This window comes from Bradyrhizobium sp. Rc2d (assembly GCF_900099855.1).
Taxonomy (GTDB): Bacteria; Pseudomonadota; Alphaproteobacteria; order Rhizobiales; family Xanthobacteraceae; genus Bradyrhizobium.
Genome location: NZ_FNCU01000001.1, coordinates 416,369 through 442,082, shown reverse-complemented (window position 1 = coordinate 442,082; position 25,714 = coordinate 416,369). Strand labels below are relative to the sequence as shown.

24 protein-coding genes and 1 pseudogene are annotated in these 25,714 nt (G+C 64.7%); 17 read left to right on the top strand and 8 right to left on the bottom strand.

Annotation, left to right across the window (positions count from 1 at the left end; genetic code table 11):
- Positions 1-100 precede the first annotated feature (100 nt).
- The 9 genes from BLV07_RS02020 to BLV07_RS47315 all read left to right on the top strand — a co-directional run bounded on the left by BLV07_RS02020 (position 101) and on the right by BLV07_RS47315 (position 10,131).
- On the top strand, positions 101-1,099 hold the full coding sequence (locus tag BLV07_RS02020; protein ID WP_091878936.1) for a Bug family tripartite tricarboxylate transporter substrate binding protein: 999 nt from the start codon (positions 101-103) through the stop codon (positions 1,097-1,099).
- Positions 1,100-1,246: 147 nt separating this feature from the next.
- A complete protein-coding gene (locus tag BLV07_RS02015; RefSeq protein ID WP_283806502.1) occupies positions 1,247-2,899 on the top strand; it encodes an NAD-dependent malic enzyme in 1,653 nt (550 codons plus the stop codon).
- A gap of 352 nt (positions 2,900-3,251) precedes the next feature.
- Complete coding sequence (locus BLV07_RS02010) at positions 3,252-3,644, top strand: BlaI/MecI/CopY family transcriptional regulator (protein ID WP_091878929.1); 393 nt, start codon at positions 3,252-3,254, stop codon at positions 3,642-3,644.
- On the top strand, positions 3,641-6,160 hold the full coding sequence (locus BLV07_RS02005; protein ID WP_091878926.1) for a M56 family metallopeptidase: 2,520 nt from the start codon (positions 3,641-3,643) through the stop codon (positions 6,158-6,160). Before BLV07_RS02010 ends, BLV07_RS02005 begins: the two co-directional genes overlap by 4 nt.
- Positions 6,161-6,330: 170 nt before the next feature.
- The gene (locus tag BLV07_RS02000) at positions 6,331-7,782 is read left to right on the top strand and encodes a DUF1800 domain-containing protein (RefSeq protein ID WP_091878923.1); all 1,452 of its coding nucleotides are present in this window, start codon (positions 6,331-6,333) and stop codon (positions 7,780-7,782) included.
- 2 nt (positions 7,783-7,784) lie between these two features.
- On the top strand, positions 7,785-9,035 hold the full coding sequence (locus BLV07_RS01995) for a DUF1501 domain-containing protein (RefSeq protein WP_091878921.1): 1,251 nt from the start codon (positions 7,785-7,787) through the stop codon (positions 9,033-9,035).
- A 6-nt stretch (positions 9,036-9,041) separates the two neighbouring features.
- Complete coding sequence (locus BLV07_RS47320; protein WP_176945289.1) at positions 9,042-9,206, top strand: hypothetical protein; 165 nt, start codon at positions 9,042-9,044, stop codon at positions 9,204-9,206.
- A 147-nt stretch (positions 9,207-9,353) separates the two neighbouring features.
- On the top strand, positions 9,354-9,884 hold the full coding sequence (locus BLV07_RS01990) for a septal ring lytic transglycosylase RlpA family protein (protein WP_091878918.1): 531 nt from the start codon (positions 9,354-9,356) through the stop codon (positions 9,882-9,884).
- A gap of 91 nt (positions 9,885-9,975) precedes the next feature.
- Positions 9,976-10,131: a hypothetical protein gene (locus BLV07_RS47315; protein ID WP_164934324.1), complete on the top strand. Its 156-nt coding sequence runs from the start codon at positions 9,976-9,978 to the stop codon at positions 10,129-10,131.
- A 69-nt stretch (positions 10,132-10,200) separates the two neighbouring features.
- Here the strand turns inward: BLV07_RS47315 and BLV07_RS01985 are convergent, their stop codons facing one another.
- The 3 genes from BLV07_RS01985 to BLV07_RS01975 all read right to left on the bottom strand — a co-directional run bounded on the left by BLV07_RS01985 (position 10,201) and on the right by BLV07_RS01975 (position 13,687).
- A complete protein-coding gene (locus BLV07_RS01985; protein WP_091878914.1) occupies positions 10,201-10,506 on the bottom strand; it encodes a hypothetical protein in 306 nt (101 codons plus the stop codon).
- Between the two features lie 85 nt (positions 10,507-10,591).
- Positions 10,592-10,864: a hypothetical protein gene (locus BLV07_RS01980; protein ID WP_091878911.1), complete on the bottom strand. Its 273-nt coding sequence runs from the start codon at positions 10,862-10,864 to the stop codon at positions 10,592-10,594.
- A gap of 135 nt (positions 10,865-10,999) precedes the next feature.
- The gene (locus BLV07_RS01975; RefSeq protein WP_091878908.1) at positions 11,000-13,687 is read right to left on the bottom strand and encodes a flavin-containing monooxygenase; all 2,688 of its coding nucleotides are present in this window, start codon (positions 13,685-13,687) and stop codon (positions 11,000-11,002) included.
- Positions 13,688-13,876: 189 nt separating this feature from the next.
- Between BLV07_RS01975 and BLV07_RS01970 the strand changes: the two genes are divergently transcribed.
- Together BLV07_RS01970 and BLV07_RS01965 are read left to right on the top strand one after the other, a co-directional pair.
- Positions 13,877-14,125: a hypothetical protein gene (locus tag BLV07_RS01970; protein WP_091878905.1), complete on the top strand. Its 249-nt coding sequence runs from the start codon at positions 13,877-13,879 to the stop codon at positions 14,123-14,125.
- A 175-nt stretch (positions 14,126-14,300) separates the two neighbouring features.
- Complete coding sequence (locus BLV07_RS01965; protein WP_091878902.1) at positions 14,301-15,773, top strand: carboxylesterase/lipase family protein; 1,473 nt, start codon at positions 14,301-14,303, stop codon at positions 15,771-15,773.
- 6 nt (positions 15,774-15,779) lie between these two features.
- Here BLV07_RS01965 and BLV07_RS01960 read toward each other — a convergent pair whose 3' ends face one another.
- Positions 15,780-15,959 (bottom strand): hypothetical protein, encoded by a 180-nt coding sequence (locus tag BLV07_RS01960; RefSeq protein WP_091878899.1) that lies wholly within the window; start codon positions 15,957-15,959, stop codon positions 15,780-15,782.
- Between the two features lie 154 nt (positions 15,960-16,113).
- Here BLV07_RS01960 and BLV07_RS01955 point away from each other — a divergent pair, with 154 nt between their 5' ends.
- Positions 16,114-16,911, top strand: a complete 798-nt coding sequence (locus BLV07_RS01955; protein WP_091878896.1) for a DODA-type extradiol aromatic ring-opening family dioxygenase — start codon at positions 16,114-16,116, stop codon at positions 16,909-16,911.
- Positions 16,912-17,210: 299 nt separating this feature from the next.
- Here the strand turns inward: BLV07_RS01955 and BLV07_RS01950 are convergent, their stop codons facing one another.
- From BLV07_RS01950 to glgC, 3 genes are all read right to left on the bottom strand, one after another.
- Positions 17,211-17,471 carry a SemiSWEET transporter gene (locus BLV07_RS01950; RefSeq protein WP_091878893.1) on the bottom strand — a complete coding sequence of 87 codons (261 nt, stop codon included), beginning with the start codon at positions 17,469-17,471 and terminating at the stop codon, positions 17,211-17,213.
- A gap of 135 nt (positions 17,472-17,606) precedes the next feature.
- Positions 17,607-19,064, bottom strand: a complete 1,458-nt coding sequence (gene glgA / locus BLV07_RS01945) for a glycogen synthase GlgA (protein ID WP_091878890.1) — start codon at positions 19,062-19,064, stop codon at positions 17,607-17,609.
- Positions 19,061-20,323, bottom strand: a complete 1,263-nt coding sequence (gene glgC / locus BLV07_RS01940) for a glucose-1-phosphate adenylyltransferase (protein ID WP_091878887.1) — start codon at positions 20,321-20,323, stop codon at positions 19,061-19,063. Before glgC ends, glgA begins: the two co-directional genes overlap by 4 nt.
- A gap of 378 nt (positions 20,324-20,701) precedes the next feature.
- On the opposite strand from glgC, the gene BLV07_RS01935 reads away from it, so the two are divergent.
- The 5 genes and pseudogenes from BLV07_RS01935 to BLV07_RS01915 all read left to right on the top strand — a co-directional run bounded on the left by BLV07_RS01935 (position 20,702) and on the right by BLV07_RS01915 (position 24,818).
- The gene (locus BLV07_RS01935) at positions 20,702-21,124 is read left to right on the top strand and encodes a hypothetical protein (RefSeq protein ID WP_091878885.1); all 423 of its coding nucleotides are present in this window, start codon (positions 20,702-20,704) and stop codon (positions 21,122-21,124) included.
- Between the two features lie 193 nt (positions 21,125-21,317).
- A pseudogene (locus BLV07_RS50045) lies at positions 21,318-22,003 on the top strand (ABC transporter substrate-binding protein); the annotation flags it as partial.
- Between the two features lie 334 nt (positions 22,004-22,337).
- A complete protein-coding gene (locus tag BLV07_RS01925; protein WP_091878883.1) occupies positions 22,338-23,183 on the top strand; it encodes a CmcJ/NvfI family oxidoreductase in 846 nt (281 codons plus the stop codon).
- Positions 23,184-23,285: 102 nt separating this feature from the next.
- Complete coding sequence (locus BLV07_RS01920; protein WP_091880281.1) at positions 23,286-23,600, top strand: septal ring lytic transglycosylase RlpA family protein; 315 nt, start codon at positions 23,286-23,288, stop codon at positions 23,598-23,600.
- A 48-nt stretch (positions 23,601-23,648) separates the two neighbouring features.
- Entirely contained in the window at positions 23,649-24,818 is a 1,170-nt protein-coding gene (locus tag BLV07_RS01915; protein WP_091878880.1) for a Gfo/Idh/MocA family protein, read from the top strand.
- Positions 24,819-24,957: 139 nt separating this feature from the next.
- Here the strand turns inward: BLV07_RS01915 and BLV07_RS45840 are convergent, their stop codons facing one another.
- On the bottom strand, positions 24,958-25,299 hold the full coding sequence (locus BLV07_RS45840) for a hypothetical protein (protein WP_143035336.1): 342 nt from the start codon (positions 25,297-25,299) through the stop codon (positions 24,958-24,960).
- Positions 25,300-25,714 lie beyond the last annotated feature (415 nt).

The following is a 25,714-nucleotide window of genomic DNA, read 5'->3' as shown; positions in this document are numbered from 1 at the left end:
GGCCCGATCATCTTCCGGCTTGCCTCCGCTCGTCCGGCAGAGTTCACTCCGGCTTCAGCCTGCTGACAACATGCGGGCGACAAGAAGGTGGGGGAGACCGATGCGGGGGCTGTGGGCCGGATTGCGCGGCGGTGCGATCGCTGTGTGGGCATTGATTGGATGTGCGGCCTGGCCCGGGCCAGGTAGCGCCCAACCGTTTCCGTCGCGTCCCATCACCTTCGTGGTGCCATTCGCGGCGGGCGGTCCGACCGATACGCTGGCGCGGATCCTGTCGGAGCGCATCGCTGCCGAGCTGCACACGACGATCGTGGTCGAGAACGTTGCCGGCGCCTCCGGCAGCATTGCCGGTACCCGCGTTGCCCGCGCCGCACCCGACGGCACCACGATCACCATCGGTCATTGGGGCACGCATGTGCTGAACGGCGCGATCCTCAAGCTGCCCTACGATGTGGTTGGCGACTTCGAGCCGGTCGCGATGATCGCGATGGGAACGCAACTCATCGTCGGCAGGAAGTCGCTCGAGGCGAACAATCTCAAGGAGCTGATCGCGTGGCTGAAGGTGAATCCCGGCAAGGCCACCGCGGGGACCGCCGGCCCGGGCACGGGAGCCCATGTCGCCGGCGTCTTCTTCAAGGGCAAGACCGGCACCGACTTCCAGTTCGTGCCCTATCGCGGCGCCGGGCCTGCCATGATCGATCTCGTTGCCGGGCAGATCGACATCATGTTCGACCAGGCGTCGAACTCGCTGGCGCATGTCAAGAGCGGTGCAATCAAGGCGTTCGCGGTGACCTCGCCGACAAGGCTCGCCTCTGCTCCTGACATCCCGACCGTCGACGAGGCGGGTCTGCCGGGGCTCTATATTTCCTACTGGCACGGCATCTGGGCACCGAAGGCCACGCCGAAGGAAATCGTCACCACGCTCAATGCGGCCATCGTCACCGTGCTTGCCGCCCCCTCCGTCAAGCAGCGCTTTGCCGAACTGGGGCAGGAGATTCCGCCACTGGCGCAGCAGACGCCCGCAGCGCTCGCGGCCTTCCAGAAGGCCGAGACCGAGAAATGGTGGCCGGTCGTGAAGGCCGCGGACATCAAGGTTGAGTAGATTTGAAGCGTTAACTTCTGCTGTTTTTGCGACAATCTCGCTGCGGTGCGAGATCACAATCGATGCCTCAGTCCCAACATCCTTGATCTCCGGGGAGCGCTGGCCGACAATGTCCGCGGTTCAATAAGAAACTCCTTGGGGGAATTCGTGAATAGACCTGCCCGTGTCGCTGCCCAAGCGACATCATCCGATCAATCGCAAGGCATGACGCTGCTGCGCGATCCTCTGCTCAATAAGGGCACCGCCTTCACGGAATCCGAGCGCGAGGCGCTGGGCCTGCGCGGCCTGCTGCCGCCATGTGTGCTGACGATGGAGACGCAAGCTCAGCGCGTGCTCACCAATCTGCGCACGCTGCCGACGGATTTGGAAAAATACGTCGCGCTGAATGCGCTGCATGACCGCAACGAAGCCCTGTTCTTCCGCGTCGTCGTCGACAACATCGACGAGATCCAGCCGATCATCTACACCCCGACCGTCGGGCTCGCCTGCCAGAAATACGGACTGATCTTCCAGCGGCCGCGCGGCATGTTCATCTCCTCGCGCGATCGCGGCCAGATCGCCGAGATCCTGAAGAACTGGCCTTATCCAGCCAGGCTGATCGTCGTGACCGACGGCGAGCGCATCCTCGGCCTTGGCGATCTCGGCGCCAACGGCATGGGGATTCCGGTCGGCAAGCTCTCGCTCTATTCGGCTTGCGCCGGCGTGCATCCCGAGCTGTGCCTGCCGATCGTGCTCGACGTCGGCACCAACAACGAAGAGCTCTTGAACGATCCCTATTATCTCGGCCTGCGCGAGCGACGGCTGACCGGCGAGGCCTATGACAGCTTCGTCGACGAATTCATGCAGGCCGCGCGCAAGACCTTTCCGGGCGTGCTGATCCAGTTCGAGGATTTCGCCAACCATTCGGCGTTCAAGCTGTTGCACAAATACCGGGACGAAGCCTGTGTCTTCAACGACGACATCCAGGGCACCGCGGCGGTGGCGCTCGCCGGCCTGTTCTCGGCTCTGCGCGTCTCCGGCGGCAAGCTCAGGGATCAGCGCATCCTGTTCCTCGGCGCGGGCGAGGCGGCGACCGGCATCGCCGATCTCGTGGTCTCCGCCATGATGGCCGAGGGGCTGCCGGAGGCCGAAGCGCTGCGGCGCAACTGGCTGGTGGATTCCCGCGGCCTCGTCGTCGGCGGCCGCGATGGCCTGTCCGGCCACAAGCTGCGCTATGCCCACACCGACCAGGCGCCGATCGCCGATTTCCTCACCGCGATCAAGACGCTGAAGCCGACGGCGATCATCGGCGTTGCCGCGGTCGGCGGCGCCTTCACGCCCGAGGTGCTCAAGGCGATGGCCGAGCTCAACGAGCAGCCGATCGTATTCGCGCTCTCCAATCCGACCTCGAAGGCCGAGTGCTCGGCGGAGGACGCCTACCGCTACACCGAGGGCCGCGCGCTGTTCGCCTGCGGCAGTCCGTATGATCCGGTGACGCTCAGCGGCCGCACCTTCGTGCCGCGCCAGGGCAACAATTCCTACATCTTCCCCGGCGTCGGCCTCGGCGTCATCGCCAGCCGCTCGCGCCTCGTCACGGACGAAATGTTCATGGCGGCCGCCCACACGCTCGCCGATTGCGTCGGCAAGGAGGACCTCGCGCAGGGCAGCCTCTATCCGGCGCTGCCGCGCATCCGCGAGGTCTCGGTCCGCATCGCTGCCGCGGTGGCTGACGTTGCCTTTCAGCGCGGGCTCACCGACGGACCTGCGCCCAACGATGTGAGGGCCCTGGTCCAGTCGCAGATGTACGAGCCGCATTACTGAAGCTTACAACTCAATCTGAATTCGCTGAGATAGCCCCTCACCCCACCCCTCTCCCCGTAAGAACGGGGAGAGGGAGCGAGAGAGGTTGCCTCCTTAACCTCTCCCCGCTCTTCAGCGGGGAGAGGTCGGATTGCTCCGGCGATGCGCAGCATCGTCCGGCGCGATCCGGGTGAGGGGCAAGGCACATTGCCAACCACGTCGGAGATAGATCCGACTCCAGACGTGTCTCTTCCCAACCGCCATTAGGTCAGCACGGCGATACCATTTCAGGTGGGATCGCCGTTGCGCGGCGCGGCCGCATATGCGACGATCTGTAGCGTTACAAGAAAACTCTATCCGCAAGGCAAGTGCCATGGACGATCGTTTGCCCGAACTGGGGGACCTCGAGCGCGAGGTCATGCAATTGGTTTGGGCCCATGGTCCCGTCACGGCCGAAATCGTGCGTGAGCGTCTGTCGCGGCGTCTGAAGGAATCCACGGTTCGCACGGTGCTGCGCCGGCTGGAAGAAAAGGGCTATGCCAACCACACCGTGGACGGCCGCACTTACGTCTACCACGCCGCCGAACCACGCGCGCGTGTGGCGGCCAAGGCGGTGCAGCGCATCGTCGACTGGTTCTGCAACGGTTCAATTGAAGAAGTTCTCGTCGGCATGGTGGACAACAAGATGCTCGACCAGCAGCAGCTGCGCACGCTGGCCGACCAGGTGGCCAAGGCGAAGAAGGCGAGGGGAGTGAAGAAAGAATGATCGCAACTCTGGCTGAGGCGGCGCTGCGCTCCTTCGTGCTGGGAGGCGTCGTCTGGTTCGGTCTCAACCTGTTTCGCGTGCGCAATCCGCACGTCCACATGACGGCGTGGGTCGTCGTGCTGCTGGCGTCGCTGGCGATGCCCTTCGTGATGCATTGGCCGACGCTCACGATCACCCGGCCGCCTGTGCCGATGCCGGCGCCGGACGATTTTCTGCCGGCTGACCTTTCGATGCTGGAGCTGTCGCAACCGTCGCTTCCGGTCGCATCAGGCGCGGCGATCGTTCCGCCGGCCGGAAGCGGGCTTTCGATCAATTGGTGGCTGGTGGCCAGCATCATCTATGCCGGCGTCACCGCTTGCCTGCTGTTGCGGCTGATGATCGGCCTCTGCCTGACTTGGCGCATGGCAAGGGCGGCGGCGCCGATGAAAGGTGCGCAGCTGATCGCTGCCGACGTCCGCATCAGCCGTGACGTCGGCGGTCCCGTCACCTTCGGCTCGACCATTCTGGTGCCGCCGCAATTCGCCGGCTGGGATGCGAAGAAGCGCCTCGCCGTGCTCGCGCATGAAGGCGCGCATGTCGCCAATCGCGATTTCTACGTCCTGCTGCTGGCCTCGCTCAATCGCGCGGTGTTCTGGTTCAGCCCGTTCTCGTGGTGGCAGCTTGCGCGCCTCGCCGAGCTCGCCGAGATCATCAGCGACGCCCGGGCGATCGAAGTGATCGAGGATCGGCTGTCCTATGCGGAGATCCTGCTCGATTTTGCCAGCACCGTAAGACCGCGCTCGGTCGAGCTCGCGATGGCGCGAGCCTCGACCGTGCGCGCCCGCGTCGAGCGCATCATCGCGGCCGCCGCGATGCCGGTGGCTGTCGGCTGGCGCAAGCGATTGTGGATCGCGGCCGCGATCGTCCCCGCCGTGATCGTGTCCGCCGGCATGATCGCCTATCGCACGGCGGACGTCGCGCCGGTCAGCGCCGATCTCGGCGATGTCCCGGCCCAGCATTACCGCCCCTTCGTCAATTTCTACGCCATGGGCCCGGCCTCGGTCTTCGCCATCTTCCGCGAGGGCGACGAGCTCTACGGCCAGCTCACCGGGCAGCGCAGATTGCGTCTGACGATCGGCGGCGATGGCACGGCGTCGTACCCGGCTTCATCCGGCGAGATCACCTTCCCGATCGACGCGGAGCGTCGTTCCTCAGAACTGATGCTGCGCATGAACGGTCGCGACGTGCGCGCGCTTCGCGTCGCCGAGATGCCGGCATCGGCAACTGGACCCGCGCCGCTCGATCAATATGTCGGCTGGTACAGGGTTGCACCGAACCGCGTTCTCACCGTGCGCCGCGACGGCGATCGGCTTCAGGTGCAGGAAACCGTGCAGGGCCGGGCGGCACTTCTCGCGGAAGGCGCCGATGTCTTCTCGATCCATGGCGACAACCTCCTGATCTTCCTGCGCGACGAACAAGCCAGGGTCTCGCGCGTGCTGGTCCAGAATGCGGTGTTTGGTGCCCGACTCGCGCCGCGGATCGATGCGGCCGTGGCGCAGGCGATCGAGGCCGACTTCGCGCGCCGTGTTGCGGAGGTGCCGGACCGTTTCCGCGAGCAGGTCCCCGTTGCAGGCGGCAAGGAGATGATCCTGCGCGGGATCGAAGACTTACGCCGCGGCACGCCGAACTATGATCGCATGAGCGCGCCGCTGGCTGCGAAGATCCACCGTCAGTTCAACGAGACGCAGGCGACTTTCGTGGCGCTCGGCGCCCTCGAGTCGATCTTCTTTCGCGGCGTTGGCCCCGGCGGCTACGACATCTATGGCGCGAAATTCGAGAACGGCTCGGCGGAATTCCGCCTGCTGCTCGAGCCCGACGGCAAGGTCGGCGACGTGCTGTTCCGGGCCGACGGCAATGACGAGCTCGGCGGTATCGTCTCCTGCGCGGAAGAGGCGAGCGTGCGCGGACGCGCCGGCACCTCGCCGATCAGGATCATGGTCTATAATGAGATGGGCGAGGACATCCAGATCTCCAATCTCGACGCCGACGGCAATCGCAGGACGCAGAGCGTGGTCAGGCCCAATATGTCCTGGGCTTCCACGACCTCCGTGAACAATCCCTGGGTGATTGCCGACAAGTCCGGACGATGCCTGGAGATCCTGGTGCCGGGCCGGCAGACGCGCTTCCACAACATCGAAGCCTCAAACCTCGGTGCGCGTCCGGGGCGCGCCGCGCGCCGGGCCGTTCCGATTGCCAATGGCGAGGAGATGCTGCGCCGCTACATCGAGGGCGTCGGCAAGGGACAGCCAGACTACGACCGCATGACGTCGGAGGTGGCCGACATCACGCGTCAGCAGCTTCCGTTCGATCAGGCGATCCTGGCGCGGCTCGGCGCGCTGCGTGCGGTCTCCTTCCGCGGCGTCACAGCGCTCGACAGCGACATCTATGTCGCGCAGTTCGCCAATGGGTCGGCGGAATGGCGCATCGGCGTCAGGAACGGCACGATCACGAAGATCGCGTTGGGGCCGAATTTCTAGGGACGACAGTCGCTGCCGGTCTGTCAGACCGGCGGCCCCCGATCATTTGACGGCGAGCGTTCAATCTCTGCTTGCGGGCCCTTGCCCTGAATGCTACAATTTGTAGCATTACAAGCCGTAGCCTCGCGCGATGCGCTATAGCGCAGGCTCGAAAGAATTGGGCGTCCGCCATGAGCAATTCTGTAAAGGCAGAGGTCGTCCTCGCGCTCCATCGCTTCGGGATGGGGCCGCGACCGGGATCGATCGCCGCCGTCGGCACCGACCCGCGCGGCGCGCTGATCGCCGAGCTCGAGCGACCGCTGGTGCTGAGCGCGGCGGCCAGTCTTCCCACAAGCGCAAAGGCCTATCGCACCGTCGCCGATGCCAATGCGCGGCGAACCGCGCGCGCCAAGCAGGCGCAGCAGCAGGCCAAGAAGCAGCAGATGGCTGCGGCACCTGTCATGTCCGAAGATCAAGCACAGGGACAGCGCCAGGAGAAAGACGCCGCCGAGATGGCGGCGAAGCAGGCGGCCGACGCCATTCCCGATCCCGGCCGTCCGATCTATTTGCAGGAAGCCAAGCTGCGCATGGAAGCTGCGCTTGCCGTCGACATCGGCTTTGCCGAGCGGCTGGTGTGGTTCTGGTCCAACCATTTCTGCGTCTCGGCCAACCGGATCCAGAGCATGTCCGGCGCCTATGAGCGCGAAGCCGTTCGCGCCCATGCGCTCGGTCGTTTCGTCGACCTGCTCCAGGCCGCGGAAGGCCATCCGGCAATGTTGTTCTATCTCGACAATCTGGAATCGATGGGGGCCAACTCGACGGCCGGCATCAACCGCAGCCGCGGCCTCAACGAGAATTTTGCGCGCGAGATCATGGAGCTGCATACGCTCGGTGTGCGCACCGGCTATACGCAGGAGGACGTCATCAGCTTCGCCAACGTGCTCACCGGCTGGACGCTGGTGCCGCCGGGCGCCGACCCCCAGCATGGCGGCGAGTTCACCTTCAATCCACGCCTCCATGAGCCCGGCGGCCAGACCGTGCTCGGCAAGCGCTATGAGCAGGACGACGCCGAGCAGGGCCGCGCCGTGCTGCGCGATCTCGCTGCCCATCCGGCAACCGCAACCCATGTCGCGACCAAGCTCGCGCGCCATTTCGTCGCCGACGAGCCGCCGCCGGCGCTCGTTGAGCTGATGGCGAAAACCTTCCGCGACACCGACGGCGATCTCAAGCAGGTCGCGATTGCGATGGTGTCGTCGGATGAGGCGTGGCGCGGGCCGCCGTCAAAACTGAAACGTCCCGGCGAATGGGTGATCGGCATGGTGCGCGCGACGGGCATCACGGTCGTCGATCCCGTGCGCTTCACCGGAGGCCAGGAGCTGCTCGGCGAGGCGCTGTGGCGTCCGCCGGCGCCAAAAGGCTATCCGGACGACGAGGCAAGCTGGATCGACGGCGTCGGCCGGCGGCTCGATGTCGCCAACAATTTTGCCGAGCGCATCACCGGCATGGCCGATCCGCAAGCCATCATCGAGGACGTCTTCGCATCGCAGATCGCGCCCGAGGTGAAGCAGGCGGTCGGCCGCGCCGAGAGCCGGCAGCAGGCGCTGGCGCTCTTGTTCATGTCGGCGGATTTTCAGAGGAGGTGAGCATGGGCTTCGTCAATCACCTGCCCACGCGGCGCGAGCTTCTGGTCGGCTCCGGTGCGCTGTTCGCATGGAGCCAGATGCCGCGGATCGCGCGCGCCGAAGGTCGCGATCCGCGCCTGCTCGTCATCGTCCTGCGCGGCGCGCTCGATGGCCTCGGTGCCGTCGCGCCGGTCGGCGATCCCGATTGGACCTCCTTGCGTGGCGATCGCGCGCTGGTGCTGGACGGCAAGCCGCCGGCGCTGCCGCTCGATTCGTTCTTCGCGCTCAATCCGGCGATGCCGAACCTGCACCGGCTCTACAAGAGCGGCAAGGCCGCGATCGTCCATGCCGCTGCAACGCCCTATCGCGAGCGTTCGCATTTCGACGGCCAGGACGTGCTGGAGAGCGGACTGGTCAAGCCCGGCATGACCAGCTCCGGATGGCTCAACCGTGCGCTGCTCGCACTGGAGTCGGGCGGTCGCGTCGATCCGCGCGGCAGCCGCGCGCTCGGCATTGGCTCGGTGACGCCGCTGGTGGTGCGTGGCGCCGCTCCTGTCATGACATGGGTGCCGCAGAAACTGCTGCCGGCGAGCGAGGATACGCAGAACCGCCTGCTCGATCTCTATCAGCACACCGATCCGAAGCTCGCGACCGTGCTCCAGGCGCGGATGAAGCTCGCTTCACTCGGCGGCGCGCCTGGCGCGGGCGATCCGATGTCGGATGATCCGACGCTGGCGCCTCCGGGCATCGCGCGCGTGCGCGCCTACTTCGCCGAGGCCGCCGGCACCGCCGCGCGCTATCTCGCCAAGCCCGACGGCCCGCGCGTCGGCGCCATGGGCTTCGTCGGCTGGGACACGCACATTGCCGAAGGCGCGGCCTCGGGTCAGCTCTACAATCTGCTCGGCGCGCTCGACGGCGCCTTCGCGGCGATCGAGAGCAACATGGGCGAGGCGTGGCGGGAGACGGTCGTCGCCGTCGTCACCGAGTTCGGGCGCACAGCCCGGATCAATGGCACGCAAGGCACGGACCATGGCACCGGCACGGTCGCTTTCCTGATCGGTGGCGGGCTTGCCGGCGGCCGCGTGATCGCGGACTGGCCGGGGCTGAAGCCGGCGCAGCTGCTCGAGGATCGCGACCTCAAGCCGACAACGGATCTACGCGCCGTGCTGAAGGGCCTGCTGAGAGATCACCTGCGCCTCGAGGAGAAGGTTCTCGCCGAGACGGTCTTCCCCAGCAGCGCCGACGTCAAGCCGATGGAAGGCCTCGTGGCCTGAAGCGCGATGTGCACGCTGACGCAATTGGAACTCGACTCTATCGCCGGCCTGAAGACAGGCTGGCGGCGGCTCTATCGGCGTGAGCTGATGCGGCTCCTGAAAGGCGACGCCGAGCATGGCGAGGTTCAGCCAAAGGCGCGCCCAATCGGCTGGCGCGTCGTATCGGGCTGAACCGCGAGCCTGTCCCGATTCAGGACAGGCACTGTGGTGGAATCGTCACAGCTGGCGCGAAACGGCCGCGGCCCCAGGCCCGCTTTTGTTCCGACAAGGTTCTGCCCTCATTCCCCACCGAAAATCGGCCGTTCGGAGGGGCGTACCATGTCTCGCATCACACGTGCCGAAACTGCCCGGGTTTCCCTCGCAATCTCGTGCCGCCGGCCGGCCCGGCTGCTGCTCACCATTGCCGGCGCCGCCTCGCTCGCCGCCTGTGCGCAATCGCCGGTCGGTCGCCAGAAGGCCGATCTCGCTGCGACCGGCCGGCAGGCCGCGGTGGAGCGCCCGCACAGGGTGGCGGCGCTGCATCCACGGCCGATCAGCCGGTCGCGCGCCTCTGGCGGTGACGCAAAACAGGCAGGTTCGCGTGGCGTTGCCAGCTTCTACTCGGACACGGAGACCGCGAGCGGAGAGAAGTTCGACAAGAACGAATTGACCGCGGCCCATCCCACCCTGCCGTTCGGCACCAAGCTGCGCGTCACCGATACCTCCTCCGGCCGCTTCGTTACCGTCAGGGTCAACGATCGCGGACCCTATGTTCGCGGGCGCGTGGTCGATATCTCCCCTTCCGCGGCCGAGGCGCTCGGCATGGTCGACAAGGGCATCACCAATGTCCGGCTCGACGTCGTGCAATGAGGCTCAAGCCCATCGCAGCGCTTAACCGGCTGTTAGCTGCTCTGTCGCACCATGGCTGTCCAACAATTCGGGGCTTTGGGGGAGGCGGCGCTTGAACACGATCCAGTATCTCGAAGATCAGGCCGCGCGCGCCGAGCGGCTGGCCAAACGGATCACGGATACGCTGACGATCGAAAAGCTCCTAACCTTCGCCGGCGAGCGCCGCCGCGAGATTGAGGTCATCGCCGGCAAGCACCGGCGCGCCTAACTCTGGCGAACCACGCGCTAAGCGCATCCGCCCTTGCTTCCCTGTCTGCGCAATTGAGACAACGCCCGCTCAGCGGTGGCTCTCGACGAAGTCGCTGAGATAATCGGGCAGCTCTATGCCGTAGATCTCGCAGCGCGCACGAATCTCGCCGGCGACGTCGGTCGAGATGTCCTTCATCCAATGCTCAAGCGTATTGAACGAAATCACCTTGATCGGGTCGTTGAAGCATCCGGCGACAAGCTCGCCGATGGTGGCTTCGAGATCGCTGCGCTCGATGCGGATTTCGGTCGCCTCGTCGCGGCGATCGATCACCACGAAGAGGGTCTCGTCTGCGCCGTAGGGTACGATCGGTGATGATACGTCGGCGTCAAACATCTTGAGGCGCTCACGTCTTTGCTTCCGATCCCTGACAACGAGAAAAACGGGAAGAAGGTTCCTGCTCGCGTGCTTGTGAAGGCCGTCAGAGAAATTCTCGTAAGCGCGATAGCTCGATGACGTGCTCGGGCGAGAGGATTTCGGTGACGAGCGGTGGCTGCGCCACGGTGCGGATCTCGTAGAGGTGCCGGGTTGCCGCCGGCTTCTGCATGAAGGCCGAGATGCACTCGTCGAGCGTGCCTTCACTGACTTGATAGGAGTCTCTGTCCGGCCTTCGCTGGTTTGCCAGCGATGGCCATTTATGCAGCACCGCAGGCGCGCCGAAATCGACTTTTGAATCTCCGGCCACGTCCCCCATCGTCCTGCCTCACGCAAAAAACGACCCCAGCACACGGGTTCGCGTGCCGGGGTCTACACACCTGTCGCTGCATCTCAATGCCACGAACACTCAACGCGGCGGCCGGGAAAAGGTTCCCGGCGGCGTTGTGCCGCTTCAGCTCGCGGCGGCCGCGATTCTGTGCTCCGGGCTGTCATGGCCGGTGCTGCTCTCGTCGCCGCGGCTGACCTCCGGCAGCCCGGCGAAGCGCCGCAGGGCCCGGGCCATCTGCGCCCGGCCGGGCACGCCGGTGATCACCACGTCCACCATCGCGAAGGACGAGTGGAAATGGCCGCGCGCCCTGAGTTGCTCGACCGGGACGCCGGCGGCGGCCATCGCCTCGGCATAGGCGATGCCCTCGTCGCGCAACGGATCGAACTCGCAGGTGACGACGAAGGCTGGCGGCAGGCCGGCGACCTTGCCCCGGAGCGGCGAGACGCGCGGGTCGGTGCGGTCGGCCGGCGAGCAATAGAGGTCCCAGAACCAGTACATCAGCGAGCGCGTCAGGAAGTAGCCGGTCGCATTGTCGTTGTAGGACGGACGATCGAAGGTGCAGTCGGTGACCGGGCAGACCAGGAGCTGGCCGGCGATGTCAGGCCCGCCGCGGTCGCGCGCGAGCTGGCAGGTGACGGCGGCGATGTTGCCGCCGGCGCTCCAGCCTGCGACCAGTACCGGGCCCGGCGTGCCGCCGAGCTCGCCGGCGTGTTCGGCGATCCAGCGCGTCGCCGCATAGCCGTCCTCGGCCGCGATGGGGAAGCGGTGCTCCGGCGCATGGCGATAGCCAACGCTGACGAAGATCATGCCGGTCCGCCGCACCATGTCGCGGCAGAGCGGCTCGTCCGACTGTTCGTCGCCGAGCACCCAGCCGCCGCCGTGGAAATAGACCACGATCGGATGTGGTCCCGGCGCTGCCGGCTTGTAGACGCGGTAAGGCAACGCGCCGTCGGTAACTGGCAGGGTGCCGTCGACGATGTCGCCGATCGGCCGCCCCGCAGGCCGGCCCTTGTTGAACTCATTGACGAAGGCACGTGCGCCGAGCGCGCCCATCGACTCGATCGGCGGCAAGTTCAGCGACACGAGCAGGTTCAGCACCAGCCGCACGTCCGGCTGCAGGCGCACCACCTCGCCGTCATTGCATTGCGCGGCGGCGTTGGGGCCGGTGAGCCTGAAGCCGAGCATGCCGCGGCTGACCACCTCGTCGCAGATGCTGCGATAGGGACCGACGCCGCCGGTATAGGGCATCAAGCCCTGGACCTTGCCGGGCACGTTGGCGCCCGTGTACCAGGTGTTGGCGAGCCGGTGCAGCGTCAGCATCGAACAGTCGGCCATGTGCCGGCCCCAGGCGGCCTGCGCCGTCTCGGTCGGCTCGATCGTGTTGAAACCGGCATCGCGCAGCGCGGCAAGGCGATCGACGACCCAGTCCACATGCTGCTCGATCGACACCGCCATGTTCGACAGCACCGACGGGCTGCCGGGGCCGGTGATCATGAAGAAGTTCGGGAAGCCCTCGACCGTGAGGCCGAGATAGGTCTGCGGTCCCTGCGACCAGACGTCGGAGAGCGACCGGCCGCCCCGCCCGGTGATCGGATGCACGGCACGGATCGCGCCGGTCATGGCGTCGAAGCCGGTCGCGAACACGATGACGTCGAGATCGAAGCTGCGGCCGTTCGTGGAGATGCCGCTCGCGGTGATCGCCTTGATCGGCTCCTGGCGCAGATTGACCAGCGTGACGTTCGGCCGGTTGTAGGTGGCGTAGTAGTTGGTATCGAGGCAGGGACGCTTGGCGCCGAACGGATGATCGTGCGGCGTCAGCGCCGCAGCGGTTTCGGGGTCGTTGACGGCGGCGCGGATCTTCTCGCGGATCAGGTCCTGGACGATCTTGTTGCCGTCGACATCGACGGCCTGGTCGGCCCAGAGCTGCGTCAGGATGTGGACGAGGTCGCCGGCCGCCCAGGCGCGTTCGAACCGCTCGCGACGCTCGGCATCGCTCAATTGCCAGCTCACAACGGTCTGCTGCGGGTAGGGGACGCCGGCCATCGACTGGCGCGCCTGCTCGCGATAGGCCGCGCGATCGCCTTGCAGCAGGCTCATGCGGTCTGCTGGCGCCGGACCATTATGTGCAGGCAGCGCGAAATTCGGCGTGCGCTGGAACACGGTCAGATGCGCGGCCTGCTCGGCGATCAGCGGGATCGACTGGATGGCCGACGAGCCCGTGCCGATCACGGCGACGCGTTTTCCCGCGAGATTGACGCCGTCATGCGGCCAGCGTCCGGTGAAATAGATCTCCCCCTTGAAGTCCTTGACGCCGTCGATCTCCGGCGGCTTTGGCGCGGAGAGGCAGCCGGTGGCCATGATGTAGTGGCGGCAGGAGACCGGCGCGCCGTTATCGGTGGTGAGCTGCCAGCGCTCCGTCGCCTCGTCCCATTTGGCTTCGGTCACCTTGGTCTTGAAGCGGATGTCGCGCCTGAGGTCATAGCGATCGGCGACGAAGCCGAGATAGCGCAAGATCTCGGGCTGAGTCGCGTATTTCTCCGACCAGGTCCAGGCGGTCTCGAGATCCGGATCGAAGGTGTAGCTGTAATCGATGGTCTGGATGTCGCAGCGCGCGCCGGGATAGCGGTTCCAGTACCAGGTGCCGCCGACGTCGCCGGCCTCATCGAGGGCGACCGCCTTGAAGCCGGCCTTGCGCAGGCGATGCAGGAGATAGAGCCCGGCAAATCCGGCGCCCACCACGGCGACGTCGACCTGCTGGGCTGTTCCGCTCGCCGCTTTGGATTCACGTGCGGCGACCATTGCGTCAGGCATGGCATTCCTCCCGTGTATTTGTTTTGCCGGCAGGCTATCGCTGCAGGTTCGGCTTGTCATCAGGACAAGTGCAATCTTCGGTAGTCGTTTGCGGCGGCATCGTGGCCGCGCGAAGGTTATGGCGATACACGCACCGCGATGCACAATCGCCGGGATTGTCCGGGCTAATCAGACCACATCCTTCTGTGTATGCTTGCGCTTACAAGCCACGCGTACCGACCGGGCGTCATGACAGAGTTGAGTGAGCGAACCAAAGCGAACATGGATGTCGTCCTGGAGGAGACGTGCCGCCAATTGCCACATGGCGGCGATCACGACAGCCGCAGGTTCATCGCCGAGCGCCTGATCGAGGCGGCACAGTCGGGGCACTCCACGCTCGGTGAGCTCGGCATCGTCGCGCGCCGCGCGCTGGCGGAGCTTCTCGCCAAGGATGGTTAGGTCGCAGGCGCGATTCAGCCAAGCATCTGGCCGCATCGAAGGTGCGCTCCCTCGCCCCGCGCTTACGGGGCCGCGACGAGCTTCGCTCGCGCTGGGAGGTAAGACCTAGCTTGCCTCGCTGGCGGCCGCGGACGTAACCTGCCACAACCGTTCCGCGCATCGAGATGCTCCGAAGATGCGATCCGTGCTCGCGCTTGTTGCGGCTTCCATTGTCCTGTGTCGCGCCGGCTTGGCCGCGGCCCAGTCGGTCGGACAGTTTCCATTTGCGCTGACGCGTGAAGGTCAGATGCTTGGCGCCGTCGAGGGTGAGGTGGCCTCTTTCAAGGGGCTGGCTTACGCGGCGCCGCCGGTCGGCGCGCTGCGCTGGCGTCCGCCGCGGCCGACGGCCGAGAGTTCGGAGATGCACACCGCCTACGACTACGGCGCGCCGTGCCTTCAACCGTCGCTGCCTGCCGCGCGCGAGGATTGCCTCACGCTGAACGTGTTTCGTCCCTTCGGGGTCGACGGTCCGCTGCCGGTGATGATGTTCATCCATGGCGGCGCCTTCGTCACGGGCACCGCGAACGATGCGGTGTTCGACGGCGCCAGGCTGGCGCAGGCCGGCCTCATCGTCGTCACCGTGAATTATCGCCTCGGTGTGCTCGGCTGGTTCACCCATCCGACGTTGTCGGAAGGCGGCTCCGGCAATTACGGCCTGATGGACCAGATCGCGGCACTGCATTGGGTGCACGACAATATCGCGGCGTTCGGCGGCGATCCAAGCAACGTCACCCTGTTCGGCAACGGCGCAGGTGCGACATCGATCGCACTGCTGATGCTGTGCCGGCAGGCGCGCGGTTTATTCCAGAAAGCCATTCTGCAATCGGTGCCCGGCCGCGCAGCTCTGCGCGCGCCGCAGGAGGCGGAGGTCGTGAGCGCGTATTTCGCCGCGGGACTTGCTTCCGAGCCGGATTTGCGGGCGGTCCCGCCGGCACGATTGCTAGCTGCCGAAGATCGCCTGCTGGCGAGATTTGCGCGCGCCTTTGTGCCGATCATGGATGGGAGCCTGGTGACGGAGAACATCGCTGCGGGATTCACGGCGGGGCACGAGAGCCGCATTCCCCTCATCATCGGCTCGAATGACGACGAGACGCGTTTCGGCGATGAACTCGACGACCAGGACGACCTTGCATCGTCAGGCCGCACGATCGATGGGCTGCGCGAGCTCTATCCCAACCTTTCGAGACCTTCGGAGCTGAAAGCTCGGTTCTATACCGACAAGGTTTTCTCCGAGCCGGCAAGACTGCTGGCCCGTCTTCACGCGGCCACCGGCGCGCCGACCTTTCGCTATCGCTTTGGTTATGTGCCTGAGGCGCGGCGCGCAAATCCTGATCGTGGGCACGGACGCGAGTTGCAGTTCATCTTCGGTGCGGAAGGCGTGCCCGGTGCAGGAATCTTCTCGCGAGGCGACCGCGAGGTCGCGAGCCGCATTCGCGGCTACTGGATCAACTTTGCAAGAAGCGGCGATCCCAATGGTCCAGGTTTGCCGCATTGGGATGCGGCCGCAGACCGTGATCGCCTGTTGCTGATCACCGACGACCGCATCGCGAGCGGAGACGACCCCTTCGCAGAGCGTCTCGATCGGATGGCAGGTGAGGGCAGGAAATGAGTTGGATTATGCCGCGAGCTCGACGCGCGGCGCCGGGCTCAGCCGGTCTTCTTCCAGATAGTCGATCGCGCCGTCCTTCTCGATGGCATAGAACTGCTGGCCTTCCCGCGACTTGAAGGCGGCGCGAACGACGCCGCGGCGGCCCTTGTCACTGTTGACGACGTCCCCCAGCGCAAACTTCCTCATCTTCCGTCCTCGTCTTCTGGCCGGCTGCTTCGGCCACCCCGGAGATTTTGGAAGGCAATTCGTTAACGGCTTGCTAACCATGCCGGTTTGCCTATGCTCGCCGCCGTTCGCGCGGGCAGCTCGCACGCGCCTGTTGCCAACGAGACACGAGCCTATGACGCGATTTCCGACCTTGTTCCTGTCGCATGGTGGCGGCCCCTGGCCGTTCATGGAGGACAGGCGGATACAATATGCGAAGACTGCCGCGGAGTTCGGCCGGCTGCCGCAGCTGCTCCCCGAGAGGCCGAAGGCCGTGCTCGTCATCACCGGACATTGGGAGGCCGACGCCTTCACCGTGTCGACCTCGGCGCATCCGCCGATGGTGTACGACTATTACGGTTTCCCCGAGCATACCTATCACCTCAAATATCCGGCGCCGGGCCGGCCCGAGCTTGCCGCCGAGGTGAAAGCACTGCTCGCGCGCACCGGCCTCGATTGCCGGGAGGATCCCAATCAGGGCTTTGACCACGGCACCTTCGTGCCGCTCGGCCTGATGTATCCGAATGCGGACATGCCGATCGTGCTGCTGTCGCTGAAGTCGAGCTATGACGCGGCCGAGCACATCAGAGTCGGGCAGGCGATCGCATCGCTGCGTGACGAAGGTGTCCTGATCGTCGGCAGCGGGCTGACCTATCACAACATGCGCGGCTTCAATCGACCGGAGTCGAAGCCGGTCTCGTACGATTTCGAGGCCTATTTGAACGAGGCCATCAGCAATCCGGATGCGGCGCGCCGCAATGCCATGCTGGTCGACTGGGAGAACGCACCCAGCGCGCGTCTTGCGCATCCGCGCGAGGACCATCTGCTGCCGCTGATGGTCGCAGCCGGCGCCGCCGGCAGCGATTTCGGCCGTCGCGTCTTCGTCGACGAGGTCGCGGGCGTAGCGATGGCGTCGTATGTGTTTGGTGGGTAATCTCTCCCTCTCCCCGCGTTCAGCACCGCTATCGCATAGGACTTGTAGGACGACGTGCGCGCGCGCCTCGTCCTTCGAGACGACCGCGGAGCCTGTCATCGGGCCGCGCTTTGCGCGGACCCGGTGGCGGTCTCCTCAGGATGAGGCTAAGCGGTATTGGTGCCCGTTGAAACTGCTGCCACGCATTCCATCCTCATCCTGAGGAGCCCGCCTAAAGCGGGCGTCTCGAAGGATGGCCGCAGCGAAACCGCCCTCAAATCCGTAACCCCTGCTGCAAGCGGGGAGAGGTGAAGGGCAGCTCACCCGTATTTCAGCTTCATGAACAGAATGCCGCCGGCGAGCAGCATGGTGATGGCGTTGGCGGCGACCAGCGGGGCGTCGCCAGAAAGCAGGCCGTAGAGGAGCCAGAGCGCCAAGCCCAGCACCATGACCAGGAACATGCCGAGCGAGATGTCGCGCGCCGAGCGCGTTTTCCAGACCTTGATGAACTGCGGCGCGTAGGCGACGGTGGTGCAGGTGGCGGCGGCAAAGCCGAGCAGCTTGATCACGAAGGGGTCCATGCCCGGCTCTATAGCATGGATTCGACAATGGCCATGCCTAGAGTCCCGTTCCGATGAAATCGGAACGGGACTCTAGATTCTAGTTTTGACGCGTTTTCTTCACGCGAACCGGCATCCACTTCGCTCGAAAACGCTCTACGTGCGGCGCGCCGCCATGAGGTTGCGGTAGAGCGCGGCGTAGTCGCCGGCGCGGTTGCGCCAGGACACGTCGGTCGCAAGGCCACTTCGTTGCAGCCGCCGCCAGGTCAGCTTGTCGTGGAAGGTGGTGTTGGCCTTGCGCAGCGTGCCGGCGAGGGCGTCCGCCGTCACGGGGCCGAACTTGAAGCCGGTGGCATCGTGGCCGGACGCGTCTGCCTCGCCGATGTCGACGATGGTATCCTCGAGGCCGCCGACACGTGACACGATCGGGACGGCGCCATAGCGCAGCGCGCAGAGCTGGGTCAGGCCGCATGGCTCGAAGCGCGACGGCACGATCAGCGCGTCCGAGCCGGCCTGAATCAGATGTGCCAAAATCTCGTCGTAGCCGATCACGACTCCGATCCGGCCGGGATTGGCGCGTGCGGCGGCCTGGTAACCGTCTTGGAGATCGCGATCGCCACTGCCGAGCAAGGCGAGCTGCATGCTTTCACCCAAAATGGTCGGAATGGCCTCGAGCAGGAGATCGAGCCCCTTCTGCCAGGACAGGCGGCTGATGACGCCGAGCAACGGCACCTCGTCCGAGGAATCGAGATTGAACTGCTGCTGCAGCGCCGCCTTGTTCGCGGCCCGGAACGTGAGATCTTCCGCGCCGAAGCGGTAGGCGATATGCGGATCGGTTTGCGGATTCCACACGGAGATGTCGATGCCGTTGAGGATGCCGCTGAGCACGCCCGCGCGTGCGCGCAGCAGGCCGCCGAGCCCCATGCCGCCTTCGTCGCTCTGGATCTCCTGCGCGTAGGTCGGCGACACCGTGGTGATGCGATCGGCGAATTGCAGGCCCGCTTTCAAAAAGCTGATGCCGCCGAAATATTCGATTTCGTTGACGTTGAGGGAGTGCCAGGGCAGGCCGATCGCACCGATCAGCTCAGGGGCAAACTTGCCCTGATAGGCCATGTTGTGAATGGTCATCACGGTGCCGGGCCGCGGCCGGTTGTCATAGTGCAGATAAGCCGGCGCGAGCCCCGCCTGCCAGTCGTGGGCATGCACGATGTCGGGCACGAAGGCGGGCACGAGGCCGTGACCGACATCGGCGGCGACGCGGGAGAGCGCGGCGAAGCGCACGCCGTTGTCCGGCCAGTCGACGCCATCGCTGGTGACGTAGGGGTTACCGGGCCGCGCGTAGAGATGCGGCACGTCGAGCACGAACAGATCGAGGCCGTCGTGCGAGCCCGCGAGCAGCCGGCCCGGCCCGCCGAAATAATCTGGCCAGCGCCGGATTTCCTCGGCGCCGGCAAGGATCCGCGTCACGTCGGGATAACCGGGCATCAGGGTGCGCATCTCGACGCCATGCGCCTTCAGTGCAACCGGCAGCGCGCCGGCGACATCCGCGAGGCCGCCGGTCTTGACGATGGGATAGACTTCAGAAGCGACCGCGAGGACGCGAACAGGCGTCATGTATTGAGCCTGTCGATCATCGGCTGGGTGATCAGCGAGATGCCCTGCTCGGTGGTGCGGAAGCGCTTGGCGTCGAACTCGGGATCTTCGCCGACAACGAGGCCCTCTGGGATGTCGACGCCGCGGTCGATCACGACATTCTTCAGGCGAGCGCCGCGGCCGACATTGACATAGGGCATGATCACGGCGTTCTCGACATTGGCGTAGGAGTTGACCCGCACGCCGGTGAACAGCAGCGAGCGGCGCAGTGCGGCGCCAGAGATGATGCAGCCGCCCGAGACCAGCGAGCTCACGGCCTGGCCGCGCCGGCTCTCCTCGTCGTGGACGAATTTGGCCGGCGGCGTGATCTCTGCATAGGACCAGATCGGCCAGGCGCGGTCGAACAGGTCGAGTTCCGGCACGACATCAGTGAGATCGATATTGGCGGACCAATAGGCGTCGACGGTGCCGACGTCACGCCAATAGGCACCGTTGTGGCTGCTCGAGCGCACGCACGAAGTCGAGAACTGGTGCGCGAACGCGCGGCCGTTCTTGACGAGGTATGGAATGATGTCCCTGCCGAAATCGTGGTTCGAGCTCGGGTCCTCGGCGTCGCGCTTGAGCTGGTCGAACAAGAATTTCGCGTTGAACACGTAGATGCCCATGCTGGCGAGCGAGACGTCCGGCTTGCCGGGCATCGGCGGCGGATCTTTCGGCTTCTCCAGGAACGAATGGATCCAGCCCTTCTCGTCAATATGCATGATGCCGAAGCCCGACGATTCCGCGCGCGGCATCTCGAGGCAACCCACCGTGACGTCGGCGCCGCTCTCGACATGCTCGCGCAGCATCACCTCGTAGTCCATCTTATAGATGTGGTCGCCGGCCAGCACCACGATGAAGCGGCAGGCGTGGGATTCGATGATGTCGATGTTCTGGTAGACGGCATCCGCCGTGCCGACATACCACATGGTCTCGGAGACGCGCTGGCTGGCCGGGAGGATGTCAAAACTCTCATTTCGCTCCGGGCGGAAGAAGTTCCAGCCCATCTGAAGGTGCCGGATCAGGCTGTGCGCCTTGTATTGGGTCGCGACCGCGATACGGCGGATGCCCGAGTTCACCGCGTTCGACAGCGCGAAGTCGATGATGCGGGACTTGCCGCCAAAATAGACCGCCGGCTTGGCGCGCCGGTCGGTCAGCTCCAAAAGCCGGCTGCCGCGTCCACCAGCGAGGACGAACGCCAGCGCTTGGCGGGCAAGCGGTTCACTACCGACGGCACTCATGTCATCCTCCCACACTCTGGCATGCCGGGACTTCTTGTCGCGAGAAACCCCGCGTTCCTGCGCCTTGGAACCGATAGTAACGGTACGAATAGTAAATCGGGAAGTAGGTTGTTGGTTGCGCGCAACGGGAAGCTTAATGCTTTGCCTTGATGTCTTTGCCGTGGCCGAAGGGCTACAGCGTCGCGCCGCTGTCACATCGGGCGGAGCAGATCGTTGGGCCTCACGTGCCGGCGACCATTTCGCAACGGGGCGTGAACGGGACTTGTGCGCCGCACGCAAAGTCCGGGCTTTGACTTGGCGCTTTGACTTGGCGCAAGGATGTCCGATCATGGTGTTGCGATCCTTTTCCAAGCGAAACGTCAGACAGGGAGTAAGACGATGAGGATCTGGACAACGGCAATTGCCTGTTCGCTGGCCGGCGTGGTCATGGCCGGCCAAATCGAACAGGCTGCGGCGGGTCCGATGCCGACCAACGTCGCGACCATGAAGGCCGCGGCCGGTGATGATGTCACGCAGGTGCATTGGCGCGGCGGCGGCTGGGGATGGGGCCTCGGCGGCCTCGCGGCCGGCGCGATCATCGGCGGCGCCATCGCCAGCGGCGCGCCTTACGGCTATGGCTATTATGGCGGCCCGTATTACGGCGGCTATGGATATCCGGGATACGGCTATGGTTATGCGCCGGCCTATTACGGCTATGGGCCGGCCTACGCCTATCCGCGGTACTATGGCTATCGCCGGTACTATCGGCCTTATTACGGCTATCGGCCGTATCCGCGTCCGTACTACCGCGCCTATTGGTGATTTCACGCGGCTAGAGCGAAAGCCACAGGATCAGGCTCATGCAGGCCAAATGCGCGAGCACGATCGCGGCGAGATGCAGCGGGCCTGGCTTGAGGCGCAAGCCGCGCATCTCGCCGCCCTTTGCCTTGCCTATTGCCGCGAATACAGTGCGCTCCCTCTCCCGCTTGCGGGGGAGGGTTGGGGTGGGGGTGTCTCCACGGGCGCGCCGGTGAAGGCGATTGCCGCCATCAGGCAGACGCGCGAGGGGCTCGCGATCCTCGTGCCCGAGAACTCCCCGATCAAGAGCTTTGCCGATCTGCGGGCTAAGAAGATCGCAACCGGTCGCGGCTCGATCGGCCATCAATTGATCCTCGCCGCGCTCGAGAAGAACGGCTGGAGTGCGAGCGACGTGCAGATCGCGTTCCTTGCGCCTTCAGATGCCAAGATCGCCTACATGCAAGGCTCCGTCGACGCTTGGTCGACCCGGGAGCCTATGTCAGCCAGGAGGAGGTGCTGTTTAGGTCGGGCCGCATCATCACCTCGGAAGGTCTGACACCGGGGCTGAGCTTCCAGGTGGCGCGCCCCGATGCCATCCGCGACAAGCGCGCGGAGCTGACCGACTTCATCCGACGCCTCACCGCGGCGCGGGCGTGGTCGCTGAACAACATCGATAGCTATGCCGCGACCTGGGGCAGGTTGATGAACATCCCGACCGCCGTGCCACAGAACTGGCTCTCGCGCGCAAAGATCCGCCTCGCGCCGATCGACGACGGCGTGGTCGCGGACGAGCAGAGCACGATCGACCTCTATTTCCGCTGGGGCCTGATCAAGCAGAAGCTGGACGCCGCGGAGATCGTGGACCGTTCGTTCGCCGATGCAATCGCGAAGGCGGGATTGTAGCGCAGCCTCTCGTGTCCCGGACGCTGTGCAGCGCGCAGCGCTGCTCCACAGAGCCGGGACCCATGCTGCACAAAATGCTCTCTCGGTTGGATGGGCCCCGGCTCAGCAGCGCATCGCTGAAGAAGCGCTGCGCTGCGTCCGGGGCACGAAACCTCACGAAGTTCTCAAGCATCCGTGAGACGAGATAGTGTTTCCTTAGCACTCGCATTCCTCGACGCTTTCCTTCTTCGTTCTTCACGTCTGACAACATCGTCATTGCTATTTGCACCCGCTCCCTTGCACCCCACGGCTCCCCGTCAAAAATCAATCCGACGACCACATCGGGAGACCGGCCATGGGCCTGCAAGAAACAAGAATCGAATCGCTTCCCTTCGTCATTGCCGAACTCAACTATCTCGCACCGACATCAGCCAAGCCGCGCACCTACGCCTTCGATCCGCCCCCAGGCGAGCCGAAGAGCACGGCGCTTGCCGAGCCGCATCGGGTCCCGATCTTCGATGCGCGGCTGATTGCGCAGAATTTCTCGCTCGATCGCGAAGGCTTTGCGCTGGTGCGCCATCCGACGCAGGTGAAAGACTTCTACAACGACGAGGAAATTCGCGCCGTCTACTATCCCGCCGTCGAGGCGTTCCTGCGGGCGACGCTGAAGGCCGATCGTGTCGTCATCTTCGATCATACCGTGCGCAAGCGCGTCGAAGGCGCCGCCGACATTCGTGGTGGCGGCCCGCGCCAGCCCGCGACGCGCGTGCATGTCGACCAGACCGCCGTCTCCGGCGCCAATCGCGTGCGCGAGCACCTGCCTGACGAAGCCGAAGAGTTGCTGAAGGGGCGCGTGCAGGTGATCAATCTGTGGCGGCCGATCCGCGGCCCCTTGCGCGATTCACCGCTGGCGATGGCCGACGGCACGACGGTTGCGCCCGACGATCTCGTCGCCTCCGATTTGATTTATCCCAACCGTCGCGGCGAGACCTATTCGGTGAAGTACAATCCGAACCACCGCTGGTTCTATTTCCCCGAGATGACGCCGGACGAGGCGCTGCTGCTCAAGTGTTATGACTCCGCAACCGACGGCCGGACGCGGTTCGGGCCGCACACGGCCTTCGTCGATCCGACCACGCCGCGAGATGCCGCCCCGCGCGAGAGCATCGAGGTGCGCGCGCTGGTGTTTCACAAACAGTAACAAAGAGTGATGGCGCTGCCGGGCATCGCCCGGCAGTCTTTTGGGAACCTTAGGGAACAAAGCGACGTTTGCAGCGCCGGGCAGGGTAACCGGGAGGGTGCCGTGCAAGCGCAGACGACGCTATTGATATCTCTTGCCAGCTTTTTGCTTTTTGCCTTTTCCGTTGCCCACGCCGAAAGCGGGCTTGCTTCGTACTACGGATATGGAAAGGCCGGTAAAGGTGGCGAGCTGACATGCGCGCACCGGACGCGTCCTTTCGGCACCGTGCTGAGGGTATCCTACAGCGGACGAACGATTCAGTGCCGCGTCAACGATCGTGGCCCGTTCATCCGCGGCCGCATCGTCGATCTCTCGGTGCCCGCCGCCCGCGCACTGGGCATGATGAGCGCCGGCGTGGTGCGGGTCTCGGTGGATTAGGCCGGCAAGCGGGCTATAGTGCCACCCAAAACAGTGGGTGAGGGCGCTATGGCAAGAATCAGAGTGGGACTCGTCGGCTGCGGCTTCGTGTCGGAGCTGCACATGTATGCGTTCCGGCGCGTCTATGGCGTGGACGTCGAGGTTGCGGCAGTGGCTGCGCGCGGCGATCACGTGGTCGAGTTCGCGACCCGCCACAACATCCCGTGCGTCTATCGCAGCTTCGCGGACGTGATTGCGGACCGCGAGCTCGATGTCATCGACATCTGCACCCCACCCAACCTTCATGCCGAGATGATCGTCGCCGGCATGCAGGCGGGCAAGCACGTCATCTGCGAAAAGCCGTTTGCGGGCTATTTCGGCCGCGAGGGCGATGCGCGGCCGATCGGCAAGCATGTGCCGAAGGCGCTGATGTACGAGCGCGTGCTGGAGGAGATGGACGCGACGCGGGCCGCGATCGAGCGTAGCGGAAAATTGTTCATGTATGCCGAGGACTGGATCTACGCGCCCGCGGTGACCAAGACCGCGGAGATCATCAAGGCGACGAAAGACAAGATCCTGTTCATGAAGGGCGAGGAGAGCCATTCCGGCTCGCACGCCGCGCATGCCGCGCAATGGGCGATGACGGGCGGCGGCTCGCTGATCCGCATGGGCTGTCACCCGCTCTCGGCCGTGCTCTACCTCAAGCAGGTCGAGGCCAAGGCGCGCGGCGAGACCATCCGCGTCGCCAGCGTCACTTGCGATGTCGGCAACGTTACCGCTGGCCTCAAGACCGACGAACGCACCTACATCAAGGCCAATCCCGTCGATGTCGAGGATTGGGGCACGCTGACGGCGACCTTCTCCGACGGCACCAAGGCAACCGTGTTCTCCGGCGACATGATCATGGGCGGCGTGCGCAATCTGATCGAGACCTACACGTCCGGCGGCTCATTGTTCGCCAACATCGCCCCGAACACGCATCTGATGAGCTACCAGACCAGCGAGGAGAAGCTCGCCAGCGTCTACATCACCGAAAAGGTCGACCGCAAAACCGGCTGGCAATATGTCTGCCTCGAGGAGGAATGGACGCGCGGGTACTTGCAGGAGATCCAGGACTTCATGGAATGCGCCGCGACGGGACGACAGCCGCTCTCGGACCTCGCGCTGGCGTACGAGACGATCAAGGTGAACTACGCGGGCTACTGGGCGGCGGAAGAGGGGCGGCGCGTGGTGTTGTAGCGATGAGCCCGCTGAGCTGGCCGCGCGCATGGCCGAGCAGTGGGCGCGCAAACAAAGAAAGCCCCGAGAGGAAACCCACATTGGGAATCCTTTGGGGGCTATTTTTCGGCGAGGCTCGTCTTGAAAAAGTGCGAAGTTTCTATCTGCACACCCGCCCCGATGCTTCTTCTCCGGCTGCTCGATCTGTTGTTATCGCGCTCTCAGTCGTCACAGCGCCCTGATAATTACAGGACACGCACATATGACCAGCTTTATCAAAGTTCTCCTTAGCATTGTAGCCTGAGTCGCGCAGATTTTGCCTATAAAGTGTCGAGGCAGATCGTTGGTCAATACCACCGCCTGCTGGAACACCAACAGCCATTACAGCCGATCCAGTATGGTGTCTCTTATGGAGTGATGAACGATGACGCTGATCACTACCAGCATTAGCTGATACAACACCAACAGCTAATATGGCTGCAATAAGAAGTGCGGTCTTCATGATCCACCTCTCAAATTAAGGCAACGTAGTTGCTGCCAAAGCAAGGCGACTGCTTCTGTCACCGGTCTGCGTGTCCGCCGTGTCAACGCTACTCTGACCAGCAGGATCGCAGTCCGCTTGCGAGAGTTCAGGACGTTTGCTCGTGAGCAGAGGCTGTTTCCGCATTTCAGTAAGGCGGGCGCGGCAATATTCGCGATAGAGCAGCTCGAATATGGCGGGCATGATCACCCCCATCATTGACTATCACTGTTATGAGTATTCCCAGTCCCCGCTGGATGCGCGCCCGTTCGCCGACTGCGCCAGCCGTGCGAAAAAAGGAGCAGGGCCAATTACCTAAAGGCTACTATAGCAGGCTCGTGTTTCAGCAAAACTTCGTCCGACAACTTGAGAGCGCGGCCGCGCGATCGAAAATCCA